This is a genomic window from Ruegeria sp. HKCCA5839 (assembly GCF_013035585.1).
GTDB lineage: Bacteria > Pseudomonadota > Alphaproteobacteria > Rhodobacterales > Rhodobacteraceae > Ruegeria.
Window position 1 is genome coordinate 636,697 of sequence record NZ_WQIE01000002.1, and the last position, 25,101, is coordinate 661,797.

The following is a 25,101-nucleotide window of genomic DNA, read 5'->3' on the forward strand; positions in this document are numbered from 1 at the left end:
GTCGGCAAGGCAAGCCCGGCCAACGCCTATGTAAAAAAGGGAGATTTGCATGGCTTTGGACAATGCAAACGATTTTTCGATGTCCCGGCAGGCGATGAAGGCCGAATTGCTTGATGCCGAGACAGAGTTGAAACTGGCCTATGCATGGCGCGATGACCGCGATGAAAAAGCGCTGCATCGTCTGATCACCGCCTATATGCGTCTGGCGATTTCCATGGCCGCCAAGTTCAAACGCTATGGCGCGCCGATGAACGATCTGATCCAAGAGGCCGGGCTGGGTTTAATGAAGGCCGCCGACAAGTTCGATCCTGATCGCGGGGTGCGGTTTTCCACCTACGCCGTGTGGTGGATCAAAGCCAGTATTCAGGACTATGTAATGCGCAACTGGTCGATGGTACGGACCGGTTCGACCTCATCGCAGAAATCGCTGTTCTTCAACATGCGGCGCGTGCAGGCGCGGCTTGAGCGTGAGGCCGCCACCGAAGGGGTAGAGCTGGATCGCCATCAATTGCATCAGTTGATCGCCACCGAGATTGGCGTGCCACTGCGCGATGTCGAGATGATGGAAGGTCGCCTGTCGGGCTCGGATTTTTCGCTGAATGCGGTGCAATCGGCGGATGAGGACGGGCGCGAGTGGATTGACGCGCTTGAGGATGAGCGTGAGCAAGCCGCCGAGACCGTCGAGAACAGCCACGATACCGAGCAATTGCGCGAATGGTTGCTGGCGGCGATGAACGCTTTGAATGATCGCGAGCGGTTTATCATCCGTGAACGCAAGCTGCGCGAGCCGGCACGCACCCTTGAAAGTCTGGGGCAAGAGTTGAGCCTGTCCAAAGAGCGGGTCCGTCAGCTTGAGGCAGCAGCTTTTTCAAAAATGCGTAAGAACCTTGAAGCCCAATCGCGCGAGGTGCAACACTTCCTCGCATGAGAACTTTTGCGATTCTGGTGGTTGCCGCAGTTGCGTGCCTTGGTGCAAGTCGCGCGACTGTTGCAGCGGATCTGATACCTGATGAGATCATCGCAGAGATGCAATCTGCGGATGTCGTCATTCTGGGTGAAATCCACGACAATCCTGACCACCACTATGTCCAGAAAGAGGCATTAGAGGCGATTGATCCGTCTGCGGTTGTCTGGGAAATGGTAACCGAGGAAGGCGCGCAGCGGCTTGCGCAAACCGCGGTCTCAAACCCCGATGAACTGTCCCGTATCTTGCGCTGGGCTGAATCCGGCTGGCCGCCGCTTAGCATGTATTACCCTTTGTTTCAGGCGACGCGTGCTCCGGTCTATGGTGCCATGGTGCCACGATCAGCCGCCCGTGCTGCGATGGAGCGTGGGGCTGCGACGGCTTTAGGAGCTGATGCGGCACGGTTTGGACTCACCATCCCCCTATCTGCAGCAGAGCAAGCCGCACGTGAAGCTGAACAGATGGCGGCGCATTGCAATGCTCTTCCTGCCGAAGCCATGCCGCAGATGGTGGCCATTCAAAGGCTGCGCGATGCGGTGCTGGCACGCGCGATCCTGCGGGCTGAAGCAGAGACCGGAGGGCCGATTGCCGTGATCACGGGTAACGGACATGCGCGCAAGGATTGGGGGATACCAACCTATCTGGCGCGCTTGCGTCCGGGCCTGAAAGTCTTTGCCCTGGGGCAGTCCGAAGATGGCGCGATCACCGGGGAATTTGACGCGGTCATCGACAGCCCGGCACCCGAGCGGGAAGACCCGTGCAAAGCCTTTGAAACCAGCAATTAACCGCTGGAACTGTCTGCCCGCCTTGCCTAAGCTTGGCGCTGACCGGGACAGGAAGGGCTGAACATGCTGGCATCCAAACGTATCCTGCTGATTATCGGCGGCGGGATCGCGGCCTATAAATCGCTGGATCTGATCCGGCGCCTGAAAGAACGTGGCGCTGCCGTAACTCCTGTTCTGACCCGTGCAGCCGAAGAGTTTGTGACACCTCTGTCCGTCTCCGCTCTGGCCGGAGAGAAGGTTTACCGTGACCTCTTTGATCTGACGGATGAGGCCGAGATGGGTCATATCCAACTGTCTCGATCCGCTGATTTGATTGTGGTGGCCCCAGCGACAGCAGATCTGATGGGGAAGATGGCCGGAGGCTTGGCCAATGACTTGGCCTCCACCCTGCTGATGGCCACCGATACCACCGTTTTGTGCGCACCTGCCATGAATGTCCGCATGTGGGATCATCCCGCCACGCAGCGCAATCTGGCGCAGTTGCAGGCGGATGGCATCCGCTTTGTGGGCCCGAATGAAGGCGACATGGCGTGCGGAGAATTCGGCGCCGGTCGCATGTCCGAACCGCTTGAGATAGTGTCAGCCATCGAAGCCGCGCTGGGTGACGGGCCGCTGAAAGGCAAACGGGTTCTGGTGACCTCTGGCCCGACGCATGAACCCATCGATCCCGTTCGTTATATCGCCAACCGGTCCTCCGGGGCACAGGGCAGCGCGGTGGCTGCTGCCTTGGCGGCGCTGGGTGCCGAGGTTGTTTTTGTGACGGGTCCGGCAGACGTGCCTCCACCGCAGGGCGTTCAGGTTGTCCCGGTTGAAACGGCCCAACAGATGGCCGACGCGGTCGACGCTGCGCTACCGGTTGATGCCGGGGTTTTTGCAGCAGCCGTCGCCGATTGGCGTGTGTCCTCAGCCTCGGATCGCAAGTTGAAGAAAAGCCGGGATGGCCTGCCGGTTCTGGAATTTGCCGAAAATCCAGACATTCTCAAGCAAGTGGCCCGTATGGAGCAGGGGCGTCCAACACTTGTTGTCGGTTTTGCAGCGGAAACCGATGACTTGGTCCAAAATGCAACGTCCAAACGCGACCGAAAGGGCTGTGACTGGATCGTGGCCAATGATGTCAGCCCGTCAACCGGGATCATGGGCGGGTCCGAGAATGCGGTCGTGCTGATTTCCGATACCGGCGCCGAAGATTGGCCCCGCATGAGCAAGGATGAGGTTGCGCGCCGTCTTGCACTTCGGATTGCCGAGGCGCTGAGCTGACAAACACAGAACAAAGGACCCAGCATGGTATCTATCCGTGTCATCCGTGATGAGGGTGCTGATCCCAGCATTCCTCTGCCGTCTTACGAAACCGAGGGTGCGGCAGGTGCTGATGTGCGTGCCAACCTGCCTGACGCAACATCGGTGCGGCTTGAACCCGGCGCACGCGCGTTGATCCCGACGGGTCTGCGGGTCGAAATCCCACAAGGGTTCGAGATACAGGTGCGTCCGCGTTCGGGGCTGGCGCTGAAACACGGCATCACTCTGCCCAACACGCCGGGGACGATCGATAGTGATTATCGCGGCCCGCTGGGTGTCATCGTGCTGAACGCGGGGCAGGAGAGTTTTGAGATCACCCATGGCGAGCGTATCGCTCAGCTGGTGGTCGCCCCGGTCGTGCAGGCCTCGTTCGAGCTGGTTGATAGCTTGGACGAAACCGAACGTGGTGCTGGCGGCTTTGGGTCGACGGGACGCGCCTGATGCTGCTGGTTTTGCTTATGGCGGCAGGTCTTTGGGGCATCGGCTATTTGGCCGGTGTCTCTCGCACGGCGCGCATCGTTTCGGTCTCGGTGCTTTTGATCGGCGTGATCCTGGCGCAGTTGGTGCTGCCGGATGGGCATCCTTTGCGTCAGGCTACAGGCGGGTCGGCGGCCCTTTGGCTGATGCTGGCTGGCTTTGCGGCTTTGGCGGTCGGCTATGGACAGGTTGTAAAGGCGCTGCGCTCCCGAGCAACAGCAGAACCGGAACAGATCATGCCAAAACCCCAAGGTACCTTTAGCGAAACCGAACTCGACCGCTATGCCCGCCACATCGTATTGCGAGAGTTGGGCGGCCCGGGGCAGAAACGCCTGAAACAAGCGCGCGTTCTGGTGATCGGCGCAGGCGGGCTGGGCGCGCCAGCGTTGCAGTATCTGGCTGCCGCAGGAGTGGGGACCATCGGGGTAATCGACGACGATGTAGTCGAGAACGCCAATCTGCAACGTCAGGTCATCCACCGCGACGCCGATATTGGCATCCCCAAGGTCTTCTCGGCCCAGCAGGCGATGGAGGCGCAAAATCCGAACGTCCTAGTGCGCCCTTATCACCGTCGCCTGAGCGCGGACATTGCGACCGAACTATTCCAGGACTTTGACCTGATCCTTGACGGCACAGACAATTTCGACACGCGCTATTTGGCCAACCGCACAGCCGTTGCACTGGGGAAACCGCTGATATCCGGCGCTCTGTCTCAGTGGGAAGGACAGTTGAGCGTTTTTGATCCCGCCAATGGCGGCCCCTGCTATCAGTGCATCTTCCCCGAGGCGCCAGCCGCTGGTCTGGCACCCTCCTGTGCAGAAGCTGGCGTCATCGGCCCCTTGCCCGGTGTTGTTGGGTCAATGATGGCGGTCGAGGCGATCAAGGTGATCACGGGTGCGGGGCAAGCCCTGCGTGGCGAAATGCTGATCTATGACGCGCTCTACGGGGAAAGTCGCAAGATCACCCTGTCGCAAAACCCCGACTGCCCGATCTGCGCGGGATCGCACCCCTAAATCAATTGCCGCATGCCAAAGGCGCGCGGCCCGGTCCGACACCGCCAAGACGCATCCTCTCCTTCCCTACCAGTGAGTTTTCCAAGCTCAACCACTGGACCATCGCGCCCGCCCTCCCTAGCTTGACTGGCAAAGGAGATATCAATGACCAACTCGATCCTGTCTGATTGGACCACCCCGTTCGAACTTGCACCTTTTGTGCAGATTTCAGACGATGATTTTGCGCCCGCATTGGATCAGGCGCTGGCGGCGCATAATGCCGAGATTGATGCGATTGCCACGAATACCGAGGCGCCGAGTTTTGCCAACACGGTTGAGGCCTTGGAGGCAGCGGGTGAAGATCTGAACAAGGTCTTGTCGGTGTTCTTCACAGTGGCCGGGGCTGACAGCAACCCGAAACGTGAAGAGCTCCAGCGCGCGTTTTCACCCAAGCTGGCGGCGCATTTTGCGGGGATTTCGTCGAACAAGGCGCTGTTCAGCCGTGTCGCAGACCTGTGGGACAGGCGTGACGGTTTGGATTTGACCGAAGAACAGTCCCGTGTGCTGATGCTGTCCCATCGGGGATTTGTGCGGGCAGGAGCGGCGCTGCAAGGCGATGCGGATGCAAGGATGCAAGAGATCAAGTCGCGTCTGGCCACATTGGGGACAAGCTTCACCCAGAACCTGCTGGCCGATGAGCGTGATTGGTACATGGGCCTGAGCGAGGGGGACCTGGAAGGCCTGCCCGAATTCGTCGTCGATGCCGCGCGCGCGGCGGGCAAGGAAAAGGATGCAGACGGGCCGGTGGTGACCCTGTCGCGCTCGATCATCGTGCCGTTTTTGCAATTCTCACCCCGCCGCGACCTGCGGGAAAAGGCTTATCGGGCCTGGACGGCCCGCGGGGCCAATGGCGGAGAGACGGACAATCGCGAAATCGCTGCTGAGATCCTGACACTGCGCCAGGAACGCGCCCAGCTTTTGGGCTATGACAGCTTTGCCGGCTACAAACTTGAAACCGAGATGGCACGCACACCGGACCGTGTGCGGGATCTGTTGATGCAGGTGTGGGAGCCGGCCAAGGCCCAGGCCGATGCGGATGCCGAGGTTCTGACCGAGATGATGCAGGACGACGGTGTCAACGGCCCGCTCGAGGCGTGGGACTGGCGCTACTACGCCGAAAAACGCCGCAAGGCCGAGCATGATTTGGATGAGGCGGCTTTGAAGCCCTATTTGCAGCTGGATCGCATGATCGAGGCGTCATTTGCCTGTGCGAACCGCTTGTTCGGGCTGGAATTTGCCCCCTTGGATGTGCCGCTCTATCACCCCGATTGCCGCGCGTGGGAGGTGACCCGCAATGGCCAGCATGTGGCCGTGTTCATCGGGGATTATTTTGCGCGGGGCTCAAAACGGTCGGGCGCGTGGTGCAGCGCGATGCGGGCGCAGGCGAAATTCCCGAAGGTGCAGGCGCCGGTCGTGATCAACGTCTGCAACTTTGCCAAAGGTGATCCGGCTTTACTGTCTTATGATGACGCCCGCACTTTGTTTCACGAGTTCGGCCACGCTTTGCACCAGATGTTGTCGAACGTAACCTATGAAAGCATCTCCGGTACCTCTGTGGCGCGGGACTTTGTTGAGCTGCCAAGCCAGCTTTATGAGCATTGGCTGGAAGTACCGGAAGTTCTGGCCGAATACGCGACACATGCGGAAACAGGCGAACCCATGCCGCAAGAGATGCTGGAGAAGGTGTTGAACGCGGCCAATTTCGATCAGGGGTTCCAGACCGTCGAATACGTCGCCTCGGCCCTTGTTGATCTGGCCTTCCACGATGGCGCTGCTCCGGCGGATCCGATGGTAAAACAGGCCGAGGTGCTGGCCGAATTGGGTATGCCACACGCAATCGGGATGCGGCACGCCACACCGCATTTTGCCCATGTTTTTGCGGGCGATGGCTATAGCTCGGGCTATTATTCCTACATGTGGTCCGAGGTGATGGATGCGGATGCTTTCGCAGCCTTTGAGGAAGCAGGTGGCGCGTTTGATGCTGAACGGGCAAAGGCTCTGGAGGACAATATCCTGTCAACCGGTGGCTCGCGCGAAGCCGAGGATTTGTACCTAGCCTTCCGTGGGCGTTTGCCGGGCGTTGAGGCTTTGCTGAAAGGCCGGGGTCTGATCGCGGCCTAATAGCCCAGAGTGCGGTCTACGAGGTGCAGCAAGGGCTCTCCCGCCTCACCACGCCGGATATTTTCAACAATGACCTGAGCCGCTGTCGGCGGCCGGGTCTCGGATGCGATATGAGGCGTGACCGTCACATTGGGGTGCGCCCAAAAGGTGTGATCGGTGGGCAGGGGCTCGACACGGAAGACATCTAGCGTCGCGTGTCCGATCTGGCCTGCATTCAACGCGGCCAACAGCGCCTCATCATCGATCAAAGGGCCGCGCCCCGGATTGATGATATTGGCACCTTTGGGCATCAGCGCAAGGGTCTGAGTGTTTAACGTATTCTCAGTTGCAGCTGTGTCGGGCAGCAGCAGAACCAGGATTTCTGCTTGCGAAAGAGTTTCTCGTAAGCCTTCAGGCCCGTGCAAACATGTGATCCCTGCGATCTCTTTGGCCGAGCGGCTCCAGCCGATGACGTCAAAGCCCAGGCTGTTCAAGGCGCAGGCCGACGCGGTGCCCAATGTGCCCAGCCCCAAAATGCCGACCGTCCGTTCTGAGGCCAGCGGCGGTGGGTCTGGCTCCCATGTGCCATCCTGCGTTGTGATGTGCTGGTCCATCCCGAGATGATAGCGCAGCACATGGCCAACGACCCATTCGGTCATGCCCTGGGTCAATCCGTGATCGACCATGCGGGCCAGTGGTACGGTCAGGGTTTCATTGTCAGCAATGCATTCCACTCCGGCCCACAGGCTGAGTACAGCCTTGAGCCGCGTGTACGGTGTGAAATCGCCCAATCCGCTATTGGGGGCATAAATGACATAATCGACCTGATCCGGCGGGATATCCGTCGACAGATGAAATTCCAGCCCTACGTCCGACAGATTTTGACGAAGCAGGGGTTCATAGACCGGCCATAAGGCTGGGCGCGCGGAAAACAGGATGTTGACGGTCATCTAAAGCCTCTGAGTTAGCGAGGTCGGTGGATATGTGCGCTCTGCACGATGCCGAAGGCGGCCATTAGCACCAGCATGGCCGAACCACCATAACTGACCATTGGCAGCGGGACGCCTACGACCGGCGCCAGCCCCATCACCATGGACATGTTGACAGCGAAGAACAGGAAGAAGTTCAGCGCGATCCCAAGGGTGACCAGAGACGAGAAGCGATCCTTTGTCGACAACGCTGTAACCATGCAGAAGATCAGGATCAGCGCATAAAGGACCAGCAAGGTGATCCCGCCTACAAAGCCGAACTCTTCTGCCAAAGTGGTGAAGATAAAATCGGTGTGCTTTTCCGGCAGGAAGTTCAGGCGCGACTGGGTGCCTTGCATGAAACCGCGCCCGTTCCATCCACCTGATCCCAGGGCGATCTTTGACTGGGTGATATGATAGCCCGCGCCCAGAGGGTCGGTCGACGGATCCAGAAACGTATCAATGCGCCGGAACTGATAGTCTTTGAGCAATTGCCATTCCGTGCCTCGGCTGTTGAACACGGTTGCGATAAGCCCGACGCCTGCCGCGATCACCGCCGCGAAATAGGCCCAGTGGACGCCAGCCAGAAACATCAGCCCCCCACCAGCTGCAAGCAACAGGATAGACGTGCCCAGATCAGGTTGGCGCAGCACCATGAAGGTCGGGATCAGGATCAGAAGCACCGGGATGATCACCCAGATCGGGCGCGAGGTTTTCTGTGATGGAAGCCAATCGTAATAGGCGGCCAACAGCATCACCAGCGTAACCTTCATCAACTCGGACGGTTGCAGACGCATGAAGCCCAGGTCGATCCAGCGCTGCGCGCCCATGCCGACCGTGCCGAACAGCTCCACAAAGACCAGCAGTGCGATTGATCCCAGATAGGCCAGTACCGACATGTTGCACCAGAACCAGATGGGCACCATGGCGACGATGAACATCACTGTCAGGCCAAGCCCGAAACGCTCCATCTGAGGTTCGGCCCAAGGGGTCCATGACCCGCCTGCGACCGAGAACAGCATCAGAAAACCGGCACTTGCAACGCTGATCAGCAACAGGGTCAGGGGCCAGTTCAGATACAGGATTTTGCGAAATCCCGATGGTGTGGATTTGACGGTACTTTCAAGATAGCTCATGCGCGGTCCTTCGCGTCAGGACGCGCTTTGGGGCGGGGGTCGCCCTCAAGCTGGATCTGCTGCTCTTTGATGCGTTCGCGATCTGCGGCGGGATAGGCTTCGAGCGGGGGCGTTCCGTTATAGAGCGCTTGGAGCATGATGTCGCGGGCAACAGGGGCCGCGGCTTTTGAACCACCACCACCGTGCTCGACAACAACTGCAATGGCGTATTTCGGTTTGTCGTAGGGTGCAAAGCTGACAAACAGCGCGTGGTCGCGGCGCTCCCATGGAAGGTCTTCGTTGCGGATCACGCCTGCGGCGCGCTCGGCCTTGGTGATGTTTCGCACCTGGCTGGTACCGGTCTTACCGGCCATACGAAAATCATCAGCAATGATACGGCTACGATAGGCGGTGCCGCGTCGGTCGTTCGAAACTGTCCACATCGCGTGGCGAACCTGTTCCAGATTGTTGCGGTTCACCGCCAGGGGTTCGCCCGCGCCCGACGGTTCTTCGACCCCGTTGACCGACCGCACCAGGCGCGGAGACACTGCGCGACCGGTGGCAATCCGCGCCGTCATCACCGCCAATTGCAGCGGCGAGGCCAGCATGAAGCCTTGGCCGATCGAGGCATTGGCGGTGTCGCCCACCAGCCAGTCCTGCCCATGGACACGTTGTTTCCATTCCTGATTGGGGGCCAGCCCAGCGGCCACCGCCGACATCGGGATGTCATGTTTCACACCCAACCCGAAGGTGCGGGCCATGTCCGATATCTTGTCGATACCCACACGCAGGGCGACGTCGTAGTAGTAGACGTCGCAACTGCGTTTCAGCGAGGTTTCCAGATCAACCGTTCCGTGACCGCCGCGTTTCCAGCAGTGAAAGCGGCGGCTGCCAACCTTCAGGTGGCCCGGGCAGTAAACGGTGCTGGAGGGTGCAATAACACCCGCCTCTAGCGCCGCCAGCGCGGTGATCATCTTGAAGGTGGAGCCGGGCGGATAAGTGCCTTGCACGGTTTTGTTCGCCAGAGGTCGATATTTGTCGTTGGTCAGTACGCGGTAGTCTGCCACCGAAATCCCGCGCACAAACAGGTTCGGATCAAAGCTGGGGGCCGAGCTGATGGCCCGAATGTCGCCGGTTTCGCAATCGATTACCACCGCAGCGGCGCTTTCACCCGCCAACCGCGCCTGTGCGTATTGCTGCAGGTCGGCATCGACCGAAAGTTGCAGATCGGCGCCTGCAATACCCTCTTGCCGGTCCAACTCGCGCATCACTCGCCCGGTCGCGTTGACTTCGACCCGCTTAGCACCTGCTTTGCCGCGCAACGATCCTTCCTGTTTGGCCTCTAGTCCCACTTTGCCGATCTGAAAGCGCGGGATGCGCAACACCGGTTCGGGATCTTCGATCTGGCTCAGGTCATAGTCGCTGACCGGGCCAACATAACCCACCACATGAGCAAAATCCTCATAGCGCGGGTATTGCCGAGTCGAGCCGACCTCGGGGATCACGCCGGGCAGGGCCGGGGCGTTCACGGCCACTTTCGAAATGTCTTCCCACGTGACCTGGTCCGCCAGTGTCACAGGCAGGAACGGGGCCGAGCGGCGCATTTCGGTCTTGGCGCGGTCGATCTCTTCCTGTGTCAGCGGGATCAGTTCCGAGAGCTTGGCGATGACCTTGTCGATATCACCGGCATCTTCGCGCACGATGACAATGCGGTAAGAGGGGGAGTTCTGCCCGATGATCTGCCCGTTGCGGTCGTAAATTCGGCCCCGGGTTGGTGGGATCAGGCGAATATTGATCCGGTTTTCCTCGGCCAGCAGGCGGTATTCGTCGGCTTGATCCACCTGCATGTACCGCATGCGCGCGGCCAGCCCGCCGATGAATATGGCTTGCAGCCCACCCAGCACCAGGGCACGGCGCGGCAGGCGTTTGTAGGCGCGGCCTTCTGATTTCTGCGTTGGCCGCTTCATCCCCGTGCTCCTATCGCGCCCGTATCCGCGGCCGAGAATCTGCGTACGCCAAAGGCGCTCTGGCTCAGCAGAACGATGATCGGATAAATCGCGATTGTCAGCATCACTTGTATCGCCACAGGACCTAACGCAGCTTGTTGCACCGACAGAATAGCAAGGATCATCCGGTTCAGAACAAAAATTGCAGTGATCACAGCCGCAACTGTACTCCACTCAGCAAGAAACCCGGCATCTCGCATCCCCGGTGCCGCGTTGCGCAGATAACCGGTGCCAAGCACAACCAAAGCGGCCAGCAGGCCGGGCGGGCGTTGGAGAAGAAGATCAGCCATCAGCATGACTGCAGCGACGCTGACGATTGGTACAAATTCGGGTCTGCGCATCACCCAAGCAAAGGTCAGTGCGATCAAAAAATCGGGAAACGGCCCTCGATCAGGTTTCGTATCCAGCGGTAACAGGTGCAGGAACATGATCGCCAATGCCAGGCCCAGATAAAGGCAGCGTTTGCCCCAAAGCTGTGAAACCGGTCTATCCATCGCCGGCCTCCGGCTGTGTCAGAGCGGCTTCGGGGTGCTGCGGGCCAACAAGCCCGCCCGGGTCGCGGATCGCCGGGGCGGATTGAAACCGAAGGACACGCAGGAATTCCAGCCGTTCAAAATCGGCTGACAGGCGCACGCGCAATCGCCCACCCGGATCAGCCGTGATCTGACCAATCAGCAACCCACCCGGGAACACGCCACCATCGCCCGAGGTCACAACGCGATCTCCGGGACGTACCAGTTCGCGGTTCTCCAGAAATTCGATCACCGGGGCTGAGGTATTGTCGCCGGTCACCAACGCGGTTTGCCCAGAGGGTTGAATGGTCGCCGGAATGGCGCTGGATGCATCAGTCAGCAGGATAACCCGTGCCGTATCCGGTCCGACGCCGGAAATCCGACCGACAACACCGATCCCGTCCATCGTTGCCCATCCATCGACGATGCCATCGCGCTCACCAACATTCAGCAGAACCGACTGGCGGAAGGGGGATCCGCTATCAGCCATGACAACGCCCGTGACATAGGTCAGGCGCGGGTCAAGCCGTACATTGTTGAGGTCCAGCAGGCGCGCGTTTTCCTGCTCCAACTGCAGCGCGGCTTCTTTCCAGGCGCGCATCAGGCGCAGCTCACTGCGCAGTTCGCGGTTTTGTTCGCTGAGCCGTTGGTAGCTTTGGAAGTCTCTGAACAGATTGACCAGCCCGGTGACCGGGACCATGGCCCATTCCATCGACGGGACCACGGCATCAACAACCTGAGCCCGAAACCGCTCGACCCGCGGGCTGTCGATCCGCCAGATCAGGAAAATTCCCAGCAGGCACAACACAACAAGACCCGTAAGCAATCTGCGCAGAGGGGTTGTGTATTCGTCGCGCTGTGAACGGTCCTTTGCCACAGGTTACCTTCCCGTGCTGCTCGTATCCGTCTTTTACCCTAAGAAGGGTGCGCGCCTTAGCTTTCGTAGTCAATCGCGTGGCGCAGTTGTTTTTCGTATTCCAAAGCCTTGCCGGTGCCCAAGGCCACGCAGTTCAGGCTTTCATCGGCAATCGACACGGCCAAGCCGGTCTGTTCGCGCAGTGCCAGATCCAGATCACCCAGCAAAGCACCGCCACCTGTCAGCATCACGCCACGGTCAACGATGTCAGCGGCGAGATCTGGCGGAGTGGTTTCCAGAGCGGTCATCACCGCTTCGCAAATTGCCTGAACAGGTTCCGAAAGGGCCTCGGCCACCTGCGCCTGACTGATTTCGATTTCCTTGGGCACACCGTTCAACAGGTCGCGACCCCGGATCTGCATTGATTGGCCCCGGCCATCGTCGGGCATCCGTGCGGTGCCGATGGTGGTTTTGATCCGCTCAGCAGTGGACTCACCCACCAGCAGGTTCTGCTGTCGGCGCAGATACGAGATGATTGCCTCATCCATCCGGTCACCACCCACACGCACCGAGCGCGCATAGACGATGTCACCCAGTGACAGAACAGCAACCTCAGTGGTACCGCCGCCGATATCCACGACCATGTTGCCGGTCGGGTCAGTGATCGGCATGCCCGCGCCAATCGCAGCGGCAATCGGTTCCGCAATCAGACCGGCGCGGCGTGCTCCGGCAGACAGCACGGATTGACGGATCGCGCGTTTTTCAACCGGGGTGGCCCCGTGGGGGACGCAGACGATGATCTTGGGCTTCGAGAAGGTCGAGCGTTTGTGCACCTTGCGGATAAAGTGCTTGATCATCTCTTCGGCGGTGTCGAAATCGGCGATGACACCTTCACGCATCGGGCGGATAGCTTCGATTGAACCGGGTGTGCGGCCCAGCATCAGCTTGGCATCTTCGCCAACGGCCAGGACCTTTTTGACACCGTCTTTGACGTGATAGGCAACCACCGAGGGCTCCGACAGGATGACCCCGCGTCCCTTGACATAGACCAGCGTGTTCGCTGTCCCTAGGTCGATGGCCATATCTGCTGTAAACAGACCGCCCAGATTGCCAAAGAATCCCATATGTCCCTGATCCTGCTTGTACGTTCTTATAATCTGCCCGCGACTCGACGGTTCCGGGACGGATGCCTTATAGGGTGCGAACCCGCCCGGTAAAAGGGTTGATTCCGCGACAATCAGCACCTTTCCGCCTTATTGATACGGACTTTAGAAGGCAAAATGCTCTCATATCAACATATTTACCACGCTGGAAATCTGGCTGATGTACAAAAGCACGCATTATTGGCGTGGACGCTGCGGTATCTGACGCAAAAGGACAAGCCAATCAGCTATGTCGAGACCCATTCGGGGCGTGGATTGTATCAGTTGGATGCGGCAGAGGCGGTTCGGACAGGTGAGGCGCAGGCCGGAATTCTGAGGGCGCAGCGCGAGGGGTGGTTTGGCCCTGGTCACCCGATGTCGGATGTATTGCGCCGCGTGCAGGCGAGCCATGGGGCCTTGGCCTATCCTGGATCGCCTTTGATTGCGGCTCATGTGTTGCGGGAGCATGACAGCCTGCACTTTGCCGAGCTGCATCCGCGGGAATATGCGGCCTTGGAGCTTGCGACCTCTGCATTCGGGGCAAAAACCTATCCGCAGGACGGGTTTGAGCTTGCACAGTCCTTGCTACCGCCGACGCCTCGGCGCGGAATGATGTTGATTGATCCAAGCTATGAGGTGAAGGCGGATTACGAGCGTCTGCCCAAACTGATCGCCAAACTGCACCGGAAATGGAATGTGGGTATCATCGCGCTTTGGTATCCCGTTTTGACTGATGGTCGGCATAAGCCAATGGTTGCAGCACTGAAGGCGCAAGGGTTTCCGAAAGCATTCTGTCATGAAGTCCGCTTCCCTCCCGCGCGCGAAGGCCACCGCATGGTCGGGTCTGGTATGTTCTTTCTGAACGCACCCTTTGGCATCGAAGACGAAGCCGCGCGCCTGACAACGTTGTTTCAGAAATTGTGACCCACAGAAGCTCCCGCCCCGTTTGCCAGCATCAGAGATGCTGTCAAACGAGTTGGGCCCGGCACCGCGCGAAAGCGCGGTGCCGGGCCCAAAGCCGCCAGGATGTTCGGCGTAGCCGGACAGCCGCGGGTGCGGGAGCCCTGCCAGCCAGCGGCGATCAGGTCAGGTCTTTGTAGCTGATCTCGCGCGTGTCCGCCCCGGGGCCCGCTTTTTCGCGGCGCATGATCAGGCGGTTCAGGGCGTGGATATAGGCTTTGGCCGAGGCAACCACCGTGTCGGTGTTGGCCGATTGTCCGGTGGCGATCATGCCGTCCTCTTCCAGACGTACCGACACTGTTGCTTGCGCATCTGTGCCTTCGGTGACAGCGTGCACCTGATAGAGCTGCAGATGCGCTTTGTTCGGATAGATCGCCCGCACCGCCTTGAAGGTCGCATCAACGGGGCCGTCACCATGCTCGGTAGCGATCACATCCTTACCATCCACTTCCAGTTCGACGGTTGATTCCGCTTGGCCCCCAGTGCCACAGGTGACTTTCATCGACACCAGGTGGAGGTGATCGTTCGCCTCGTCATCGTCCAACGTCATCAGAGCGATCAGGTCGTCGTCAAAGACCTCTTTCTTGCGGTCGGCCAGATCCTTGAACCGCACAAAGATGTCCTTGAGCTGATTGTCCCCGACCTCATAACCCAGTGTTTCCAGCTTGTCGCGCAGCGCGGCGCGGCCCGAATGCTTGCCCAAGGGCAACGAGGTGCCTGAGAGACCGATGTCTTCGGGGCGCATGATCTCGAAATTCTCGCGGTTTTTCAGCATCCCGTCCTGGTGGATACCGCTTTCATGGGCAAAGGCGTTCTTGCCGACGATGGCTTTGTTGAACTGCACCGGAAAGCCAGCCACGGTCGCCACACGGCGTGAGATATGCATGATCTTGGTGGTGTCGATACCCGTGTGCCACGGCATGATATCGTTGCGCGTACGCAGGGCCATCACCACCTCTTCCAGCGCAGTATTGCCTGCGCGCTCACCCAGGCCATTGATCGTGCATTCGATCTGACGCGCTCCACCCGCGACGGCCGCCAGAGAATTCGCGGTCGCCATGCCGAGGTCATTGTGGCAATGGGTGGCAAAGACCACCTCATCAGCGCCCGGAACAGTCTCGATCAGGCGCTTGATCAGGTCGGCACTTTCCACCGGAGCGGTATAGCCCACAGTGTCGGGAATATTGATCGTGGTCGCCCCCGCCTTGATCGCAATCTCGATCACACGGCAGAGGTAATCCCATTCCGTACGGGTTGCATCCATGGGCGACCATTGGACGTTTTCACACAGGTTGCGCGCATGGCTGACCGTTTCGTGGATCTTGTCGGCCATCTCATCCATGGTCAGGTTCGGGATCGCACGGTGCAGCGGCGAGGTGCCGATAAAGGTGTGAATGCGGTTCTTCTTGGCGTGCTTCACCGCCTCCCAGCAGCGGTCAATATCGGCGAAATTGGCGCGAGCCAGTCCGCAGATGCGGCTGTTTTTGGACCGTTCTGCAATCTCGGACACGGCCTTGAAATCACCTTCCGAGGCGATGGGGAAGCCAGCCTCGATGATATCGACGCCCATGTCATCCAGCAGTTCGGCGATTTCCAGCTTTTCATCATGGGTCATGGTCGCGCCGGGGCTTTGTTCGCCGTCGCGCAAAGTGGTATCGAAGATCAAGACGCGGTCTTGGTCGGTCACGTTGGTCATGGGATTCTCTTTCTTCTTCTGTCCTAAAGCCTATGGCGCGCTGGCGTCCTCCTCTGAGCGGGCGCGCCGGATGGCACGCTCAGAGGCGGATTAGGATCAGTAGGCCACGCAGCGATGCACCGCGAAGGGCGGTGTCGGCAAGTGTGATATCTGCGCGGTCGATCATGAGGACGACCTTATACAACGAAGGGTCGGAATGAAAAGTGGGAAAATGATGCCGATGTCGGTGCCAGGTATTCGATGGCCCGCGTTGATCTTGGTGGTTGGGCCTCTAGCTTGAGGGACATGAGCACAGCATTGATCATAGGAGCCAGCGGCGGGATCGGGCAGGCGGTCTGCACCCGACTTGAATCCTCAGGGGTTGCGGTTACCCGGTTGTCGCGGTCGGAACACGGTTTGGATTTGACCCGGCCCGACTTGGCCGAGCCCATTCTGGACCGCATCGCTGGCCCATTCGATCTGGTGCTGGTGGCAATGGGGGCGCTTGAGATCGATGGCGCCGTGCCCGAAAAGTCGCTGCGCGCAGTCACGGCGCAAGCCATGATGGACCAGTTTGCGCTGAATGCGGTTGGACCGGCTTTGGTTTTGAAACACGCCACCCGTTTGTTGCCGCGTGACCGGCCTTCGGTGTTTGCGGTGCTGTCGGCGCGAGTCGGGTCGATCGGAGATAATGGGCTGGGCGGTTGGGTCAGCTATCGCGCGGCCAAGGCGGCAGTGAACCAGATCGTCCACACTGCAGCGATTGAGCTGAAACGCACCCATCCCAAAGGTGTTTGTGTGGCGTTGCACCCCGGTACGGTCAAAACCAAGTTCACGCAAAAATTCCTGGGCCGCCATCCAGCGGTCGAACCGGCAGAGGCTGCCGAAAACCTGTTGCGTGTAATCGAGAGCCTGACACCGGATCAGTCCGGCGGGTTTTTCGATTGGGCCGGTAAGCCTATCCCGTGGTGAGAGACGCTTAGCCGTCCGAGCTTGTGTCTTCCGCGGGGCTCTCTGTCGGCTCGTCTTGTGCTGCAGGCTCGGTGGTGCCAGAGCCTTCGACAAAAACACCGTTTTCGAACGTGCCGGATTCCACCACACCATTGGCATAGGTCATCGTTCCGTCACCCTGACGTTTGTTGTCGACAAAGCTGCCGACATAGACATCGCCGGTGGCATAAGTCGCCGTGCCGATACCGTTGATCGCGCCCTCGCGCCAGTCGCCTTCATATTTGAAACCGTTGGGCGTGGTGAGCGTGCCTTTGCCGTGCCGCTCGCCATTGTTGAAGTCACCTTCATAGACCGAGCCATCGGCGAATGTGGTTTTTCCCGTCCCAGAGCGAACACCTTCCACCCAGTCGCCTTCGTATTGATAACCGTTCGGATGGGTCAGTTTTCCGGTACCGTGATATTGCGCGTTCTTGAACTGACCGGTGTAGATAGTGCCGTTGGAATAAGTCGCGGTACCCGTGCCTTCGAACACTCCGGCAATCCATTCGCCATCATAAGAGGTCCCATTGGGATATGTGGTCCGGCCTTTGCCATGGGGCAGATCGTCGAGCAGATCCCCGGTGTAGACCGCGCCATCAGGATAGGTGATCTCACCCAATCCTTCGATATGGCCATTCACCCAGGCGCCAGTATAGCTGTAGCCATCCGCCCCGGTCAGGGTGCCCTGACCATGGCGCAGGTCGTCAACAAAATCGCCCTCATAAACGGTACCATTGGCATAGGTTTCCTTGCCTTTGCCGTGTCGGCGACCGTTGATCAGCTCGCCTTCGTACACGTCACCATTGGACAGCACCTGTTTGCCGGTGCCTGTGATCTGATCTTCCAGCCAATCACCGGTATAGGTCATGCTGTCGGGTACGGTCACCGTGCCTTTGCCGTGGCGCTGGCCGGCCTTCATGTCGCCTTCATAAGTGCCACCATCGGCATAGGTGATTTTGGCAAACCCTTCTTTCACCCCGTCGACCCAGCCCCCATCATAGACATAACCCTTCTGGTCGGTCAGAACGCCTTCGCCGTGGCGCTGAGCGTCACGAAAGCCGCCTTCATAGCGCATACCGTTGGTGTATTGTGCGATGCCGTTGCCGTTGATCGCGCCGTCGCGCCATTCGCCCTCATAGGTGCCGCCATTGGCAAATGTGATCTTGCCAAGACCCTCGGGTTGGCCTTTGACAAACGTGCCTTCATAGATCGACCCATCCGCATAGCGGGCCGTGCCCTGGCCCTGAATCTCGCCTTCGACCCACTCACCGGTATATTCAAACCCACTGGGCAATCGATACGTTCCGGTGCCATGCCGCAGGCCGTTTTGGAAAGTGCCTTCATAGACACCGCCAACCTCGTCATCCTTGGTGATGATTTGCCCGTCTTGCGCAGAGGCAAGCTGCGCCGAAAGGCTGAGGGCGGAGATAGCAAGGATATTACGGATTACACTCATGGTACTAACTGGTTTGCCCTGTTCTAAGGTTCCCACACAACTGGCGCAAAACTAGGCCACCGCTGAACGCAGGGCAACGGCTTTTGCAGCATTTGGCTTTTCCTCGCCGCCCGATCTGCTAAATGCGATGGAAACGATGAACATAAGAGGGCATCGATGGCCGACCGTTTCCGCATCACACTGGCGCAATTGAACCCGTGCGTCGGCGATATTGATGGTAACGCTGCCCAAGCGAAGGATGCCTGGCAAAAGGGGCGTGACGCGGGGGCCAACCTTGTGGCGCTGCCCGAAATGTTCATCACCGGCTACAATACGCAGGATCTGATCGCCAAACCCTCTTTTCATCTGGCCGCCATGCGCGCTGTCGAGGATCTGGCGGCATCCTGTGCCGATGGTCCGGCCCTGGCAATCGGTGGGCCCTGGGCGGAAGATGGGAAACTGTATAACGCCTATCTCATCCTGAAAGGCGGTCGGATCGCCAGCAAGGTGCTGAAACACCATTTGCCAAATGAAACGGTATTTGATGAGGTGCGCCTGTATGATGCGGGTCCGCTGGGCGGGCCTTATTCAGTTGGCAACTTCCGGATCGGCAGCCCGGTTTGCGAGGATGGCTGGCACGAAGATGTATCCGAGACTTTGGTTGAGACCGGTGCTGAGTTTCTGCTGATCCCCAATGGATCGCCCTATTTTCGCGACAAATACGACATTCGGTTGAACCACATGGTTTCGCGCGTTGTCGAAACCGATCTGCCGCTGATCTATCTGAACATGGTGGGCGGGCAAGACGATCAGGTCTTTGACGGGGCAACCTTTGGCCTGAACCCGGGTGGAGAATTGGCGTTCCGGATGCCTGTCTTTGACACCGCCATCACCCATGTCGATCTGGAGCGCGGCGAGGAAGGCTGGTGCATTATTCCGGCCGAGATTGTTCCGCAACCCGATGTGTGGGAGCAGGATTACCGCGCCATGGTCGAGTCGTTGCGCGACTATATGAGCAAGACCGGGTTCAAATCCGCGGTTCTGGGGTTGTCGGGCGGGGTCGACTCGGCCCTGGTTGCCACAATCGCCGTTGACGCGATCGGGGCCGAGAATGTGCGCTGTGTCATGTTGCCTTCGGAATATACCAGCCAGTCGTCGCTGGATGATGCCGAAGCCTTGGCCAAAGCGCTGGGTGTGCAATACGACTTTGTGCCGATCTCCGAAGGGCGGGCGGCGATCACAAACACACTGGCGCCATTGTTTGTCGGGCGTGACGAGGATCTGACCGAAGAGAACATCCAGTCGCGGTTGCGCGGGCTGCTGCTGATGGCGATATCGAACAAGTTTGGCGACATGTTGCTGACCACAGGCAACAAGTCCGAGATTGCGGTGGGCTATGCCACGATCTATGGCGACATGAACGGTGGCTATAACCCGATCAAGGACCTCTATAAGACCCGGGTTTTTGAGACCTGCCGCTGGCGAAACGCCAACCATCGTGACTGGATGCAAGGACCGGGCGGAGAAGTAATTCGACCCTCCATTATTGACAAACCGCCAAGTGCCGAGCTGCGTGAGGATCAAAAGGATTCCGACAGCTTGCCTGACTATCCGGTTTTGGACGGTATACTGGACATATTGGTGGATCAGGATGGCTCGATCGCCGACTGTGTTGCCGCCGGATTTGATGCCGATGTCGCGCGGCGGGTCGAACATCTGATCTATATCAGCGAATACAAGCGTTTTCAGTCTGCACCGGGGACGCGACTGTCGCCCAGAGCCTTCTGGCTGGACCGCAGATACCCGATTGTTAATCGCTGGCGTGACCGCTGAGTCGCGGTAAAAGCGGTAAGAATTCGTTGATCGTTCACCTCTTGTGGACAATCCTAATCTGGCTTCTGGATTGTTTATTATTATCAGCGGTCTAGCCGTCGTTTTCTTCTGTTTTGCTTGCCAGCTTGTCCTTTTTTTGACACATTTATGGCCGGGGTTTGCCTTATGTTTGGCAATCGTGACGCGATGTGGATGTCGAGCCGATGTTGGCCTGTGAATTTGCGTCGTTGCATTGGGAAACCAAGCGCCTGTGTTTTTGGGTGCTGATGTACAGAGTGTTGGTGGTCGATATGTTTAATGAATACGACAAGCCTTTGCATGCGCCGTCGCGCATGAAGATGATGAAGTCGCCCGGTCAGGAACTGGACGAGCGAAAAGTTGACGCGGCAATTTCAAGCCTCATCAGCGATCTCGGGTCCGAGGGCGATCTGGAACCAGAGCCCGGCCGTGACCTGCCCGAGCTAGCGGCGCAGGAAGAGGTGGATGAAATCATCGATGAAGAGCCCGCAGCCGAGGAAAATGGCGTCAAGCATCTGTTGCGCCAGACTTGGGCGCATCTGTCGGGTGCCGCGTAACGGTTTTTGCTGACGAAATTTAGAATTGCGCATGGCGATTGCGCCACAGGTGGCTTGTATTGCAGGCCACCTTTGTTTTTCGGATTGTCAGTGCCGATGTCCTGAGGCCTGATGTCGGCCCAAGCAAACAGTTCGAGCGGTCGATGCCTGGTCCCAGACCTTCCCCAGTAGAATCAGATCTCAACCTGCCGAAATCGGTCGAGGTGGTCGTGATCGGCGGTGGAATAATCGGGGTCAGTACCGCGTTCGAACTGGCCCGGCGAGGACGTTCTGTTTTGCTGTGCGAGAAGGGACGGATCGCGGGCGAGCAAAGTTCGCGCAATTGGGGCTGGGTGCGTCTGGCCATGCGTGACCCTCGTGAAATCCCGCTGATGCTGGAATCCATCCGTATTTGGGAAAACCTGGACACGCGCATTGGGCGCAATACCGGATATGTACAGTCTGGCATAGTGTTTGGCGCAGCGACAACCAAAGTGGAAAGCCAATTGAACCGCTGGCTGCGAAACCTGGAAGGGCTGGGCACAGGGGCCCGCATGGTTTTGGGGCCTGAACTTGAGGATTTGCTGCCAGGCAACACGCTTGGACTGTCTTCGGGGCTCTATACCCCGCAGGACGGGCGGGCCGAACCGCAATGGGCCGCACCTGCGATTGCCGAGGCCGCGCGCGCCAATGGCGCCACCGTGATGACCAATTGCGCGGTGCGCAGCATCGACACGCAGGATGGGCGCGTGAGCGGGGTATTTACAGAGCGGGGCCGTGTTGCCTGCGCCCAAGTGGTATTGGCCGGTGGGGCGTGGTCGCGCCTGTTTGCGGGAAATGCGGGGATCGCGCTGCCTCAGTTGAAGGTGCTGAACACTGTATTGCGAACGGCTCCGGTCGATGCTGGCCCCGAGACGGCTTTGTGGTCGGATGATTTTGCCATTCGCAGGCGTGCAGATGGTGGGTTCACCATCGCGATGGGCAACCAGAACACGGTGGATATCGTGCCTGACAGTTTCCGTCTGGCGCGCGCGTTTATGCCGGCCTTCGCGCAGGAATGGCGCTCGCTGCGCTTTCGCCTTTCTAAACGCTGGCGTATTGAAGCGGGCGAGGACAGGACGTGGTTACCAAGTGACGTGACACCGTTTGAGAAATGTCGCGTGCTGGATCCTGAACCGTCGCAAAAATTGCTCAGAAAATCTTGGGACAATGCCCGCCGTGCGTTTCCAGAATTGCAGTCTACCGAGGTCGTCGAAAGCTGGGCCGGGATGATTGATGTCACCCCGGACGCCATCCCGGTTATTTCGGATGTAGATGACTTGCCGGGTCTGTTTATCGCCACCGGGTTTTCCGGACACGGCTTTGGAATAGGACCTGGCGCAGGGCGTTTGATGGCCGAGATGGTCACGCGGTCGAAACCCTGCGTGGACCCGACCGCCTTTCGCTTATCCCGTTTTACGGATGGGTCAAAAGTGCGGCCGAAGCCGGGATACTAGTTGAAACCCTTGGCAGTGTTAGGCTGTTTCGCAGTTTTGGACGTGAAAGAACAAAGTAAGATCATATTCGAATTTTTAGAAACAAAGCTCTGATTCCGAATTTATCCGCTCTCTGCACAGGACAATGGGCACAAAAAGGCGAGAATCCGACCTACTTACGCCTTTATTGTGGTTTCCTCTCTGCATAGTCGCCGATCTGCCAGATTTTTAGGCTGAGGCGGCTCGTGTCTGGATTGGAGAAGAAAAATGCCGAAGCCTAACAGCAACGGTGGGGGGAAGAACCAAGATACCGTAGCTCCACCACCCGGAGCGATCGTTGGCACAGATAGCGCCGACGTCATTACGCCCACCTCATCTCCCCTGAGTGCCACACCATTGGACGACGTCATTTGGGGCCTTGACGGTGACGATGAGATCGACGGTGGATCAGGGAACGATACCATCGAAGGCGGAGCCGGAAACGATACTCTGAACGGTGGTGACGGTGACGACATTATCAATGGTGGTGATGGTGCAGATCTGATCATCGGAAGCGCAGGCAGTGACATCATCGATGGCGGTAGCGGAATTGATACAGTCTTGTATTTCGCCAACAGCGAGACGGACTATACAATCAACGAGATTACCGAGATCCAAGGCAACGGAAAGAAAGCCAAAGAAGTCGTGGTTGCCTACGAAGTGTTTGCCAACGATGGTTCGGGCGACGTTGACTATATTACCAATGTGGCGAGCGTGAATATCGAAGTTGTTCCTCAAGCCGGGGAGATTATCACGCAGGGTGATTTTGCCTCTGTCGATAATGCTTCGACAATAACCGTCAATGTACTTGCCAACGACTACATCGAGGGTGGGAACCTGGGTGAAGGTCTGACACTTTCTGCAATCGATGACATTCAGCTTGATTTGAATGGCGATGGGATCAACGACTACGACCTGATCCCTGATGGTGAGCCACTATCATACTACAGCAATGGCGGCCTGCTGAATGATGGATCGATTTTGACAGTGTTGGCAGACGGAACCGTGACTTGGGACCCGAACGGTGTCTATCAGTCGAACGACGGCACCTCGCCAACCGTGTCTTTTTGGTATGAGGCGAGCGATAGCAATGGAGCCACGGCTTATGGCGACGTGACTTTTCAGGTCACGTATCCTGCACCACCGGGCGATGTAACCTTTGAGTCGATGGTGCCACTTTACGACCCGTTCGCCTCGGCAATTCTGGGGCATATCTACCAGGATGGTCCAAATGGAGAATATTGGATAAGCCAGCTAACCAATGCCACGAACTGGTTCGAAGAACGAGATCTGTCTGCGGGTGGCAACCACGACTATGACCTCGATGGCGACGATGAATTTCGTGTTTGGACCGACCTTGACGGAACCACGCATGAAATGAATTTCAAGCACAAGGACAATGAGGCCTTTGACCTGGGCGGCATGACAATCGTTGGGCTTGATCCGGGTGAAGAAGCGAACTTCTATTTCGCTGATGAAAGCGGAAATGTTCTGGGTTCGGTTACTGTCACGGATGCCGACTTGGATGCCAATGGAGTTTTGGAATTCACAAACGCGACCGACGTGGTTCAATTCACCGTAGAAGCGGGTGTCGGGGATGAATTCTACATCGACGACGTGTTCTTGCTCTGACAAAGCAGAAAAGTCAAAAGCGACGGTTTCTAGCTTTGGCGAAATCGCTGTTTAGACGTGGTTCACCGGGTGGGTTAGGAGGTTTTGTACAATGTCACAAAACCTCCTGAAAGAACGGCAGTGCCGGTCCAATACCGCGGAAGCTTAGCCCATCATCTGATAGCTGACGGGCACAAAGCGGAAGCCGTCGCCGCGAGTTTCTACAAAGCCTGCACCAGGGAAGGGCATGTGATAGCCGACCATGGGCACTTTATCGGCGGCCAGCATGCCCAGGACCTTGCGGCGCGATTCTGTGGCAGCGGCCTTGTCCATGTCAAAGCGCACTTCCCACTCGGGATGTGCGAAGGACCAGATATAGTGGTTTGCCAGGTCACCTGTCAGGATCAAACGTTGACCGTTGCTTTCGAGGTGAAAGACCGTATGGCCCGGTGTATGTCCAAAGGCGGACATCGCGGTGATGCCGGACGCGACATCGCCGCCATCTTCGACAAACGTCATCTTCTCGGCCAGCGGTGTTACTTTGGCGGCAACCAGATCGCCCACGCGGTTTCCGGCCTCTTGGGCTGCCCAAAAGTCATATTCCTGTGCCGCTGTGACATAGCGCGCGTTGGGGAAAGTTGCTGCGTCATTTGTCGTCATGCCACCAATGTGGTCAGGGTGCATATGGGTGATGACAACAACGTCGATCTGGTCGGGCGAAACGCCAGCATCTGCCAGCGCAGCCTGAATGCCACCTTGTCCGAGCCCTGTGTCAAACAGAACCAGCTCTGATCCGGTGTGCACCAATGTCGGTGTGAAGAAGAACTGTGCCACGTCGGGCGAGATGAAGTTTTCGGCGGATACTTTTGCAAACTCTTCGTCAGATGCGCCGCCGCCAAAGATTTCCTTTGCTCCGTCGCGCGGCAAGCTGCCGTCCAGCAGGGTCGTGACTGTGAAGTCGCCAAGCTGGAATGATCTGGCAATAGTGGTGTTCGCCTTGGTCTGGGCCCCGGCTGCCAACAGCGGTGTTGCCGCTGACGCAAATGGAAGGGCTGCTGCGGCACCCAGGGCCGCTCTGCGTGTCAAGTTAATGGCCATGTCGTCGTCTCCCTGTCAGGTCGTCCAGTACGAGCTAGCCCAAAGTGGGCCATGCGCCAGTGTATAGCCCGGTCTTCGGCCTGCACGGATGAACATTACGTGTTCATTTTTGATCACTTCGCGATCTCGCGGGTTCTGACTACCTGGGGTGAATGAAA

At 58.4% G+C, this 25,101-nt stretch carries 21 protein-coding genes; 12 read left to right on the forward strand and 9 right to left on the reverse strand.

What is annotated here, in order from left to right; all coding sequences use genetic code 11:
* Positions 1-49 precede the first annotated feature (49 nt).
* From GOV38_RS08700 to GOV38_RS08725, 6 genes are all read left to right on the forward strand, one after another.
* Positions 50-928 carry an RNA polymerase factor sigma-32 gene (locus GOV38_RS08700; protein ID WP_171101036.1) on the forward strand — a complete coding sequence of 293 codons (879 nt, stop codon included), beginning with the start codon at positions 50-52 and terminating at the stop codon, positions 926-928.
* Positions 925-1,749, forward strand: a complete 825-nt coding sequence (locus tag GOV38_RS08705; RefSeq protein ID WP_171208944.1) for a ChaN family lipoprotein — start codon at positions 925-927, stop codon at positions 1,747-1,749. The genes GOV38_RS08700 and GOV38_RS08705 overlap by 4 nt, the downstream gene beginning before the upstream one ends.
* Before the next feature lie 63 nt (positions 1,750-1,812).
* Positions 1,813-3,006, forward strand: coding sequence for a bifunctional phosphopantothenoylcysteine decarboxylase/phosphopantothenate--cysteine ligase CoaBC (coaBC, locus tag GOV38_RS08710; protein ID WP_171208943.1), 1,194 nt, complete (start codon positions 1,813-1,815; stop codon positions 3,004-3,006).
* 24 nt (positions 3,007-3,030) lie between these two features.
* Entirely contained in the window at positions 3,031-3,486 is a 456-nt protein-coding gene (dut, locus tag GOV38_RS08715; RefSeq protein WP_171101042.1) for a dUTP diphosphatase, read from the forward strand.
* Complete coding sequence (locus GOV38_RS08720) at positions 3,486-4,535, forward strand: molybdopterin-synthase adenylyltransferase MoeB (protein WP_171208942.1); 1,050 nt, start codon at positions 3,486-3,488, stop codon at positions 4,533-4,535. Before dut ends, GOV38_RS08720 begins: the two co-directional genes overlap by 1 nt.
* A gap of 144 nt (positions 4,536-4,679) precedes the next feature.
* A complete protein-coding gene (locus GOV38_RS08725) occupies positions 4,680-6,695 on the forward strand; it encodes a M3 family metallopeptidase (protein ID WP_171208941.1) in 2,016 nt (671 codons plus the stop codon).
* Here the strand turns inward: GOV38_RS08725 and GOV38_RS08730 are convergent.
* The 6 genes from GOV38_RS08730 to GOV38_RS08755 are packed head-to-tail and all read right to left on the reverse strand — an operon-like array spanning position 6,692 to position 13,255.
* Positions 6,692-7,624, reverse strand: a complete 933-nt coding sequence (locus GOV38_RS08730; RefSeq protein ID WP_171208940.1) for a glyoxylate/hydroxypyruvate reductase A — start codon at positions 7,622-7,624, stop codon at positions 6,692-6,694. The genes GOV38_RS08725 and GOV38_RS08730 overlap by 4 nt on opposite strands.
* Positions 7,625-7,638: 14 nt before the next feature.
* Positions 7,639-8,778, reverse strand: coding sequence for a rod shape-determining protein RodA (rodA, locus tag GOV38_RS08735; RefSeq protein ID WP_171212984.1), 1,140 nt, complete (start codon positions 8,776-8,778; stop codon positions 7,639-7,641).
* Entirely contained in the window at positions 8,775-10,724 is a 1,950-nt protein-coding gene (gene mrdA / locus GOV38_RS08740; protein ID WP_171208939.1) for a penicillin-binding protein 2, read from the reverse strand. Before mrdA ends, rodA begins: the two co-directional genes overlap by 4 nt.
* The gene (locus GOV38_RS08745; RefSeq protein ID WP_171208938.1) at positions 10,721-11,257 is read right to left on the reverse strand and encodes a rod shape-determining protein MreD; all 537 of its coding nucleotides are present in this window, start codon (positions 11,255-11,257) and stop codon (positions 10,721-10,723) included. Before GOV38_RS08745 ends, mrdA begins: the two co-directional genes overlap by 4 nt.
* Positions 11,250-12,152: a rod shape-determining protein MreC gene (gene mreC / locus GOV38_RS08750; RefSeq protein WP_171208937.1), complete on the reverse strand. Its 903-nt coding sequence runs from the start codon at positions 12,150-12,152 to the stop codon at positions 11,250-11,252. Before mreC ends, GOV38_RS08745 begins: the two co-directional genes overlap by 8 nt.
* 56 nt (positions 12,153-12,208) lie before the next feature.
* Entirely contained in the window at positions 12,209-13,255 is a 1,047-nt protein-coding gene (locus tag GOV38_RS08755; RefSeq protein WP_171101059.1) for a rod shape-determining protein, read from the reverse strand.
* Positions 13,256-13,411: 156 nt separating this feature from the next.
* On the opposite strand from GOV38_RS08755, the gene GOV38_RS08760 reads away from it, so the two are divergent.
* Positions 13,412-14,197, forward strand: coding sequence for a 23S rRNA (adenine(2030)-N(6))-methyltransferase RlmJ (locus GOV38_RS08760; protein ID WP_171208936.1), 786 nt, complete (start codon positions 13,412-13,414; stop codon positions 14,195-14,197).
* A 157-nt stretch (positions 14,198-14,354) separates the two neighbouring features.
* Here the strand turns inward: GOV38_RS08760 and GOV38_RS08765 are convergent, their stop codons facing one another.
* Positions 14,355-15,929, reverse strand: coding sequence for a 2-isopropylmalate synthase (locus GOV38_RS08765; protein WP_171208935.1), 1,575 nt, complete (start codon positions 15,927-15,929; stop codon positions 14,355-14,357).
* A gap of 285 nt (positions 15,930-16,214) precedes the next feature.
* Here GOV38_RS08765 and GOV38_RS08770 point away from each other — a divergent pair, with 285 nt between their 5' ends.
* Positions 16,215-16,880: an SDR family NAD(P)-dependent oxidoreductase gene (locus tag GOV38_RS08770; protein WP_171208934.1), complete on the forward strand. Its 666-nt coding sequence runs from the start codon at positions 16,215-16,217 to the stop codon at positions 16,878-16,880.
* A gap of 7 nt (positions 16,881-16,887) precedes the next feature.
* On the opposite strand, the gene GOV38_RS08775 is transcribed toward GOV38_RS08770, so the two are convergent.
* Positions 16,888-18,354: an MORN repeat-containing protein gene (locus GOV38_RS08775; RefSeq protein WP_171101068.1), complete on the reverse strand. Its 1,467-nt coding sequence runs from the start codon at positions 18,352-18,354 to the stop codon at positions 16,888-16,890.
* Between the two features lie 156 nt (positions 18,355-18,510).
* Here GOV38_RS08775 and GOV38_RS08780 point away from each other — a divergent pair, with 156 nt between their 5' ends.
* From GOV38_RS08780 to GOV38_RS08795, 4 genes are all read left to right on the forward strand, one after another.
* Positions 18,511-20,166 carry an NAD+ synthase gene (locus GOV38_RS08780; RefSeq protein WP_171208933.1) on the forward strand — a complete coding sequence of 552 codons (1,656 nt, stop codon included), beginning with the start codon at positions 18,511-18,513 and terminating at the stop codon, positions 20,164-20,166.
* Between the two features lie 290 nt (positions 20,167-20,456).
* Positions 20,457-20,741 carry a hypothetical protein gene (locus GOV38_RS08785; protein WP_171212985.1) on the forward strand — a complete coding sequence of 95 codons (285 nt, stop codon included), beginning with the start codon at positions 20,457-20,459 and terminating at the stop codon, positions 20,739-20,741.
* A gap of 143 nt (positions 20,742-20,884) precedes the next feature.
* Complete coding sequence (locus tag GOV38_RS08790; protein ID WP_171208931.1) at positions 20,885-22,216, forward strand: FAD-binding oxidoreductase; 1,332 nt, start codon at positions 20,885-20,887, stop codon at positions 22,214-22,216.
* A gap of 246 nt (positions 22,217-22,462) precedes the next feature.
* Positions 22,463-23,866 (forward strand): calcium-binding protein, encoded by a 1,404-nt coding sequence (locus GOV38_RS08795; RefSeq protein ID WP_171208930.1) that lies wholly within the window; start codon positions 22,463-22,465, stop codon positions 23,864-23,866.
* A gap of 144 nt (positions 23,867-24,010) precedes the next feature.
* On the opposite strand, the gene GOV38_RS08800 is transcribed toward GOV38_RS08795, so the two are convergent.
* Positions 24,011-24,943: an MBL fold metallo-hydrolase gene (locus GOV38_RS08800; RefSeq protein ID WP_171101078.1), complete on the reverse strand. Its 933-nt coding sequence runs from the start codon at positions 24,941-24,943 to the stop codon at positions 24,011-24,013.
* Positions 24,944-25,101: the final 158 nt, after the last annotated feature.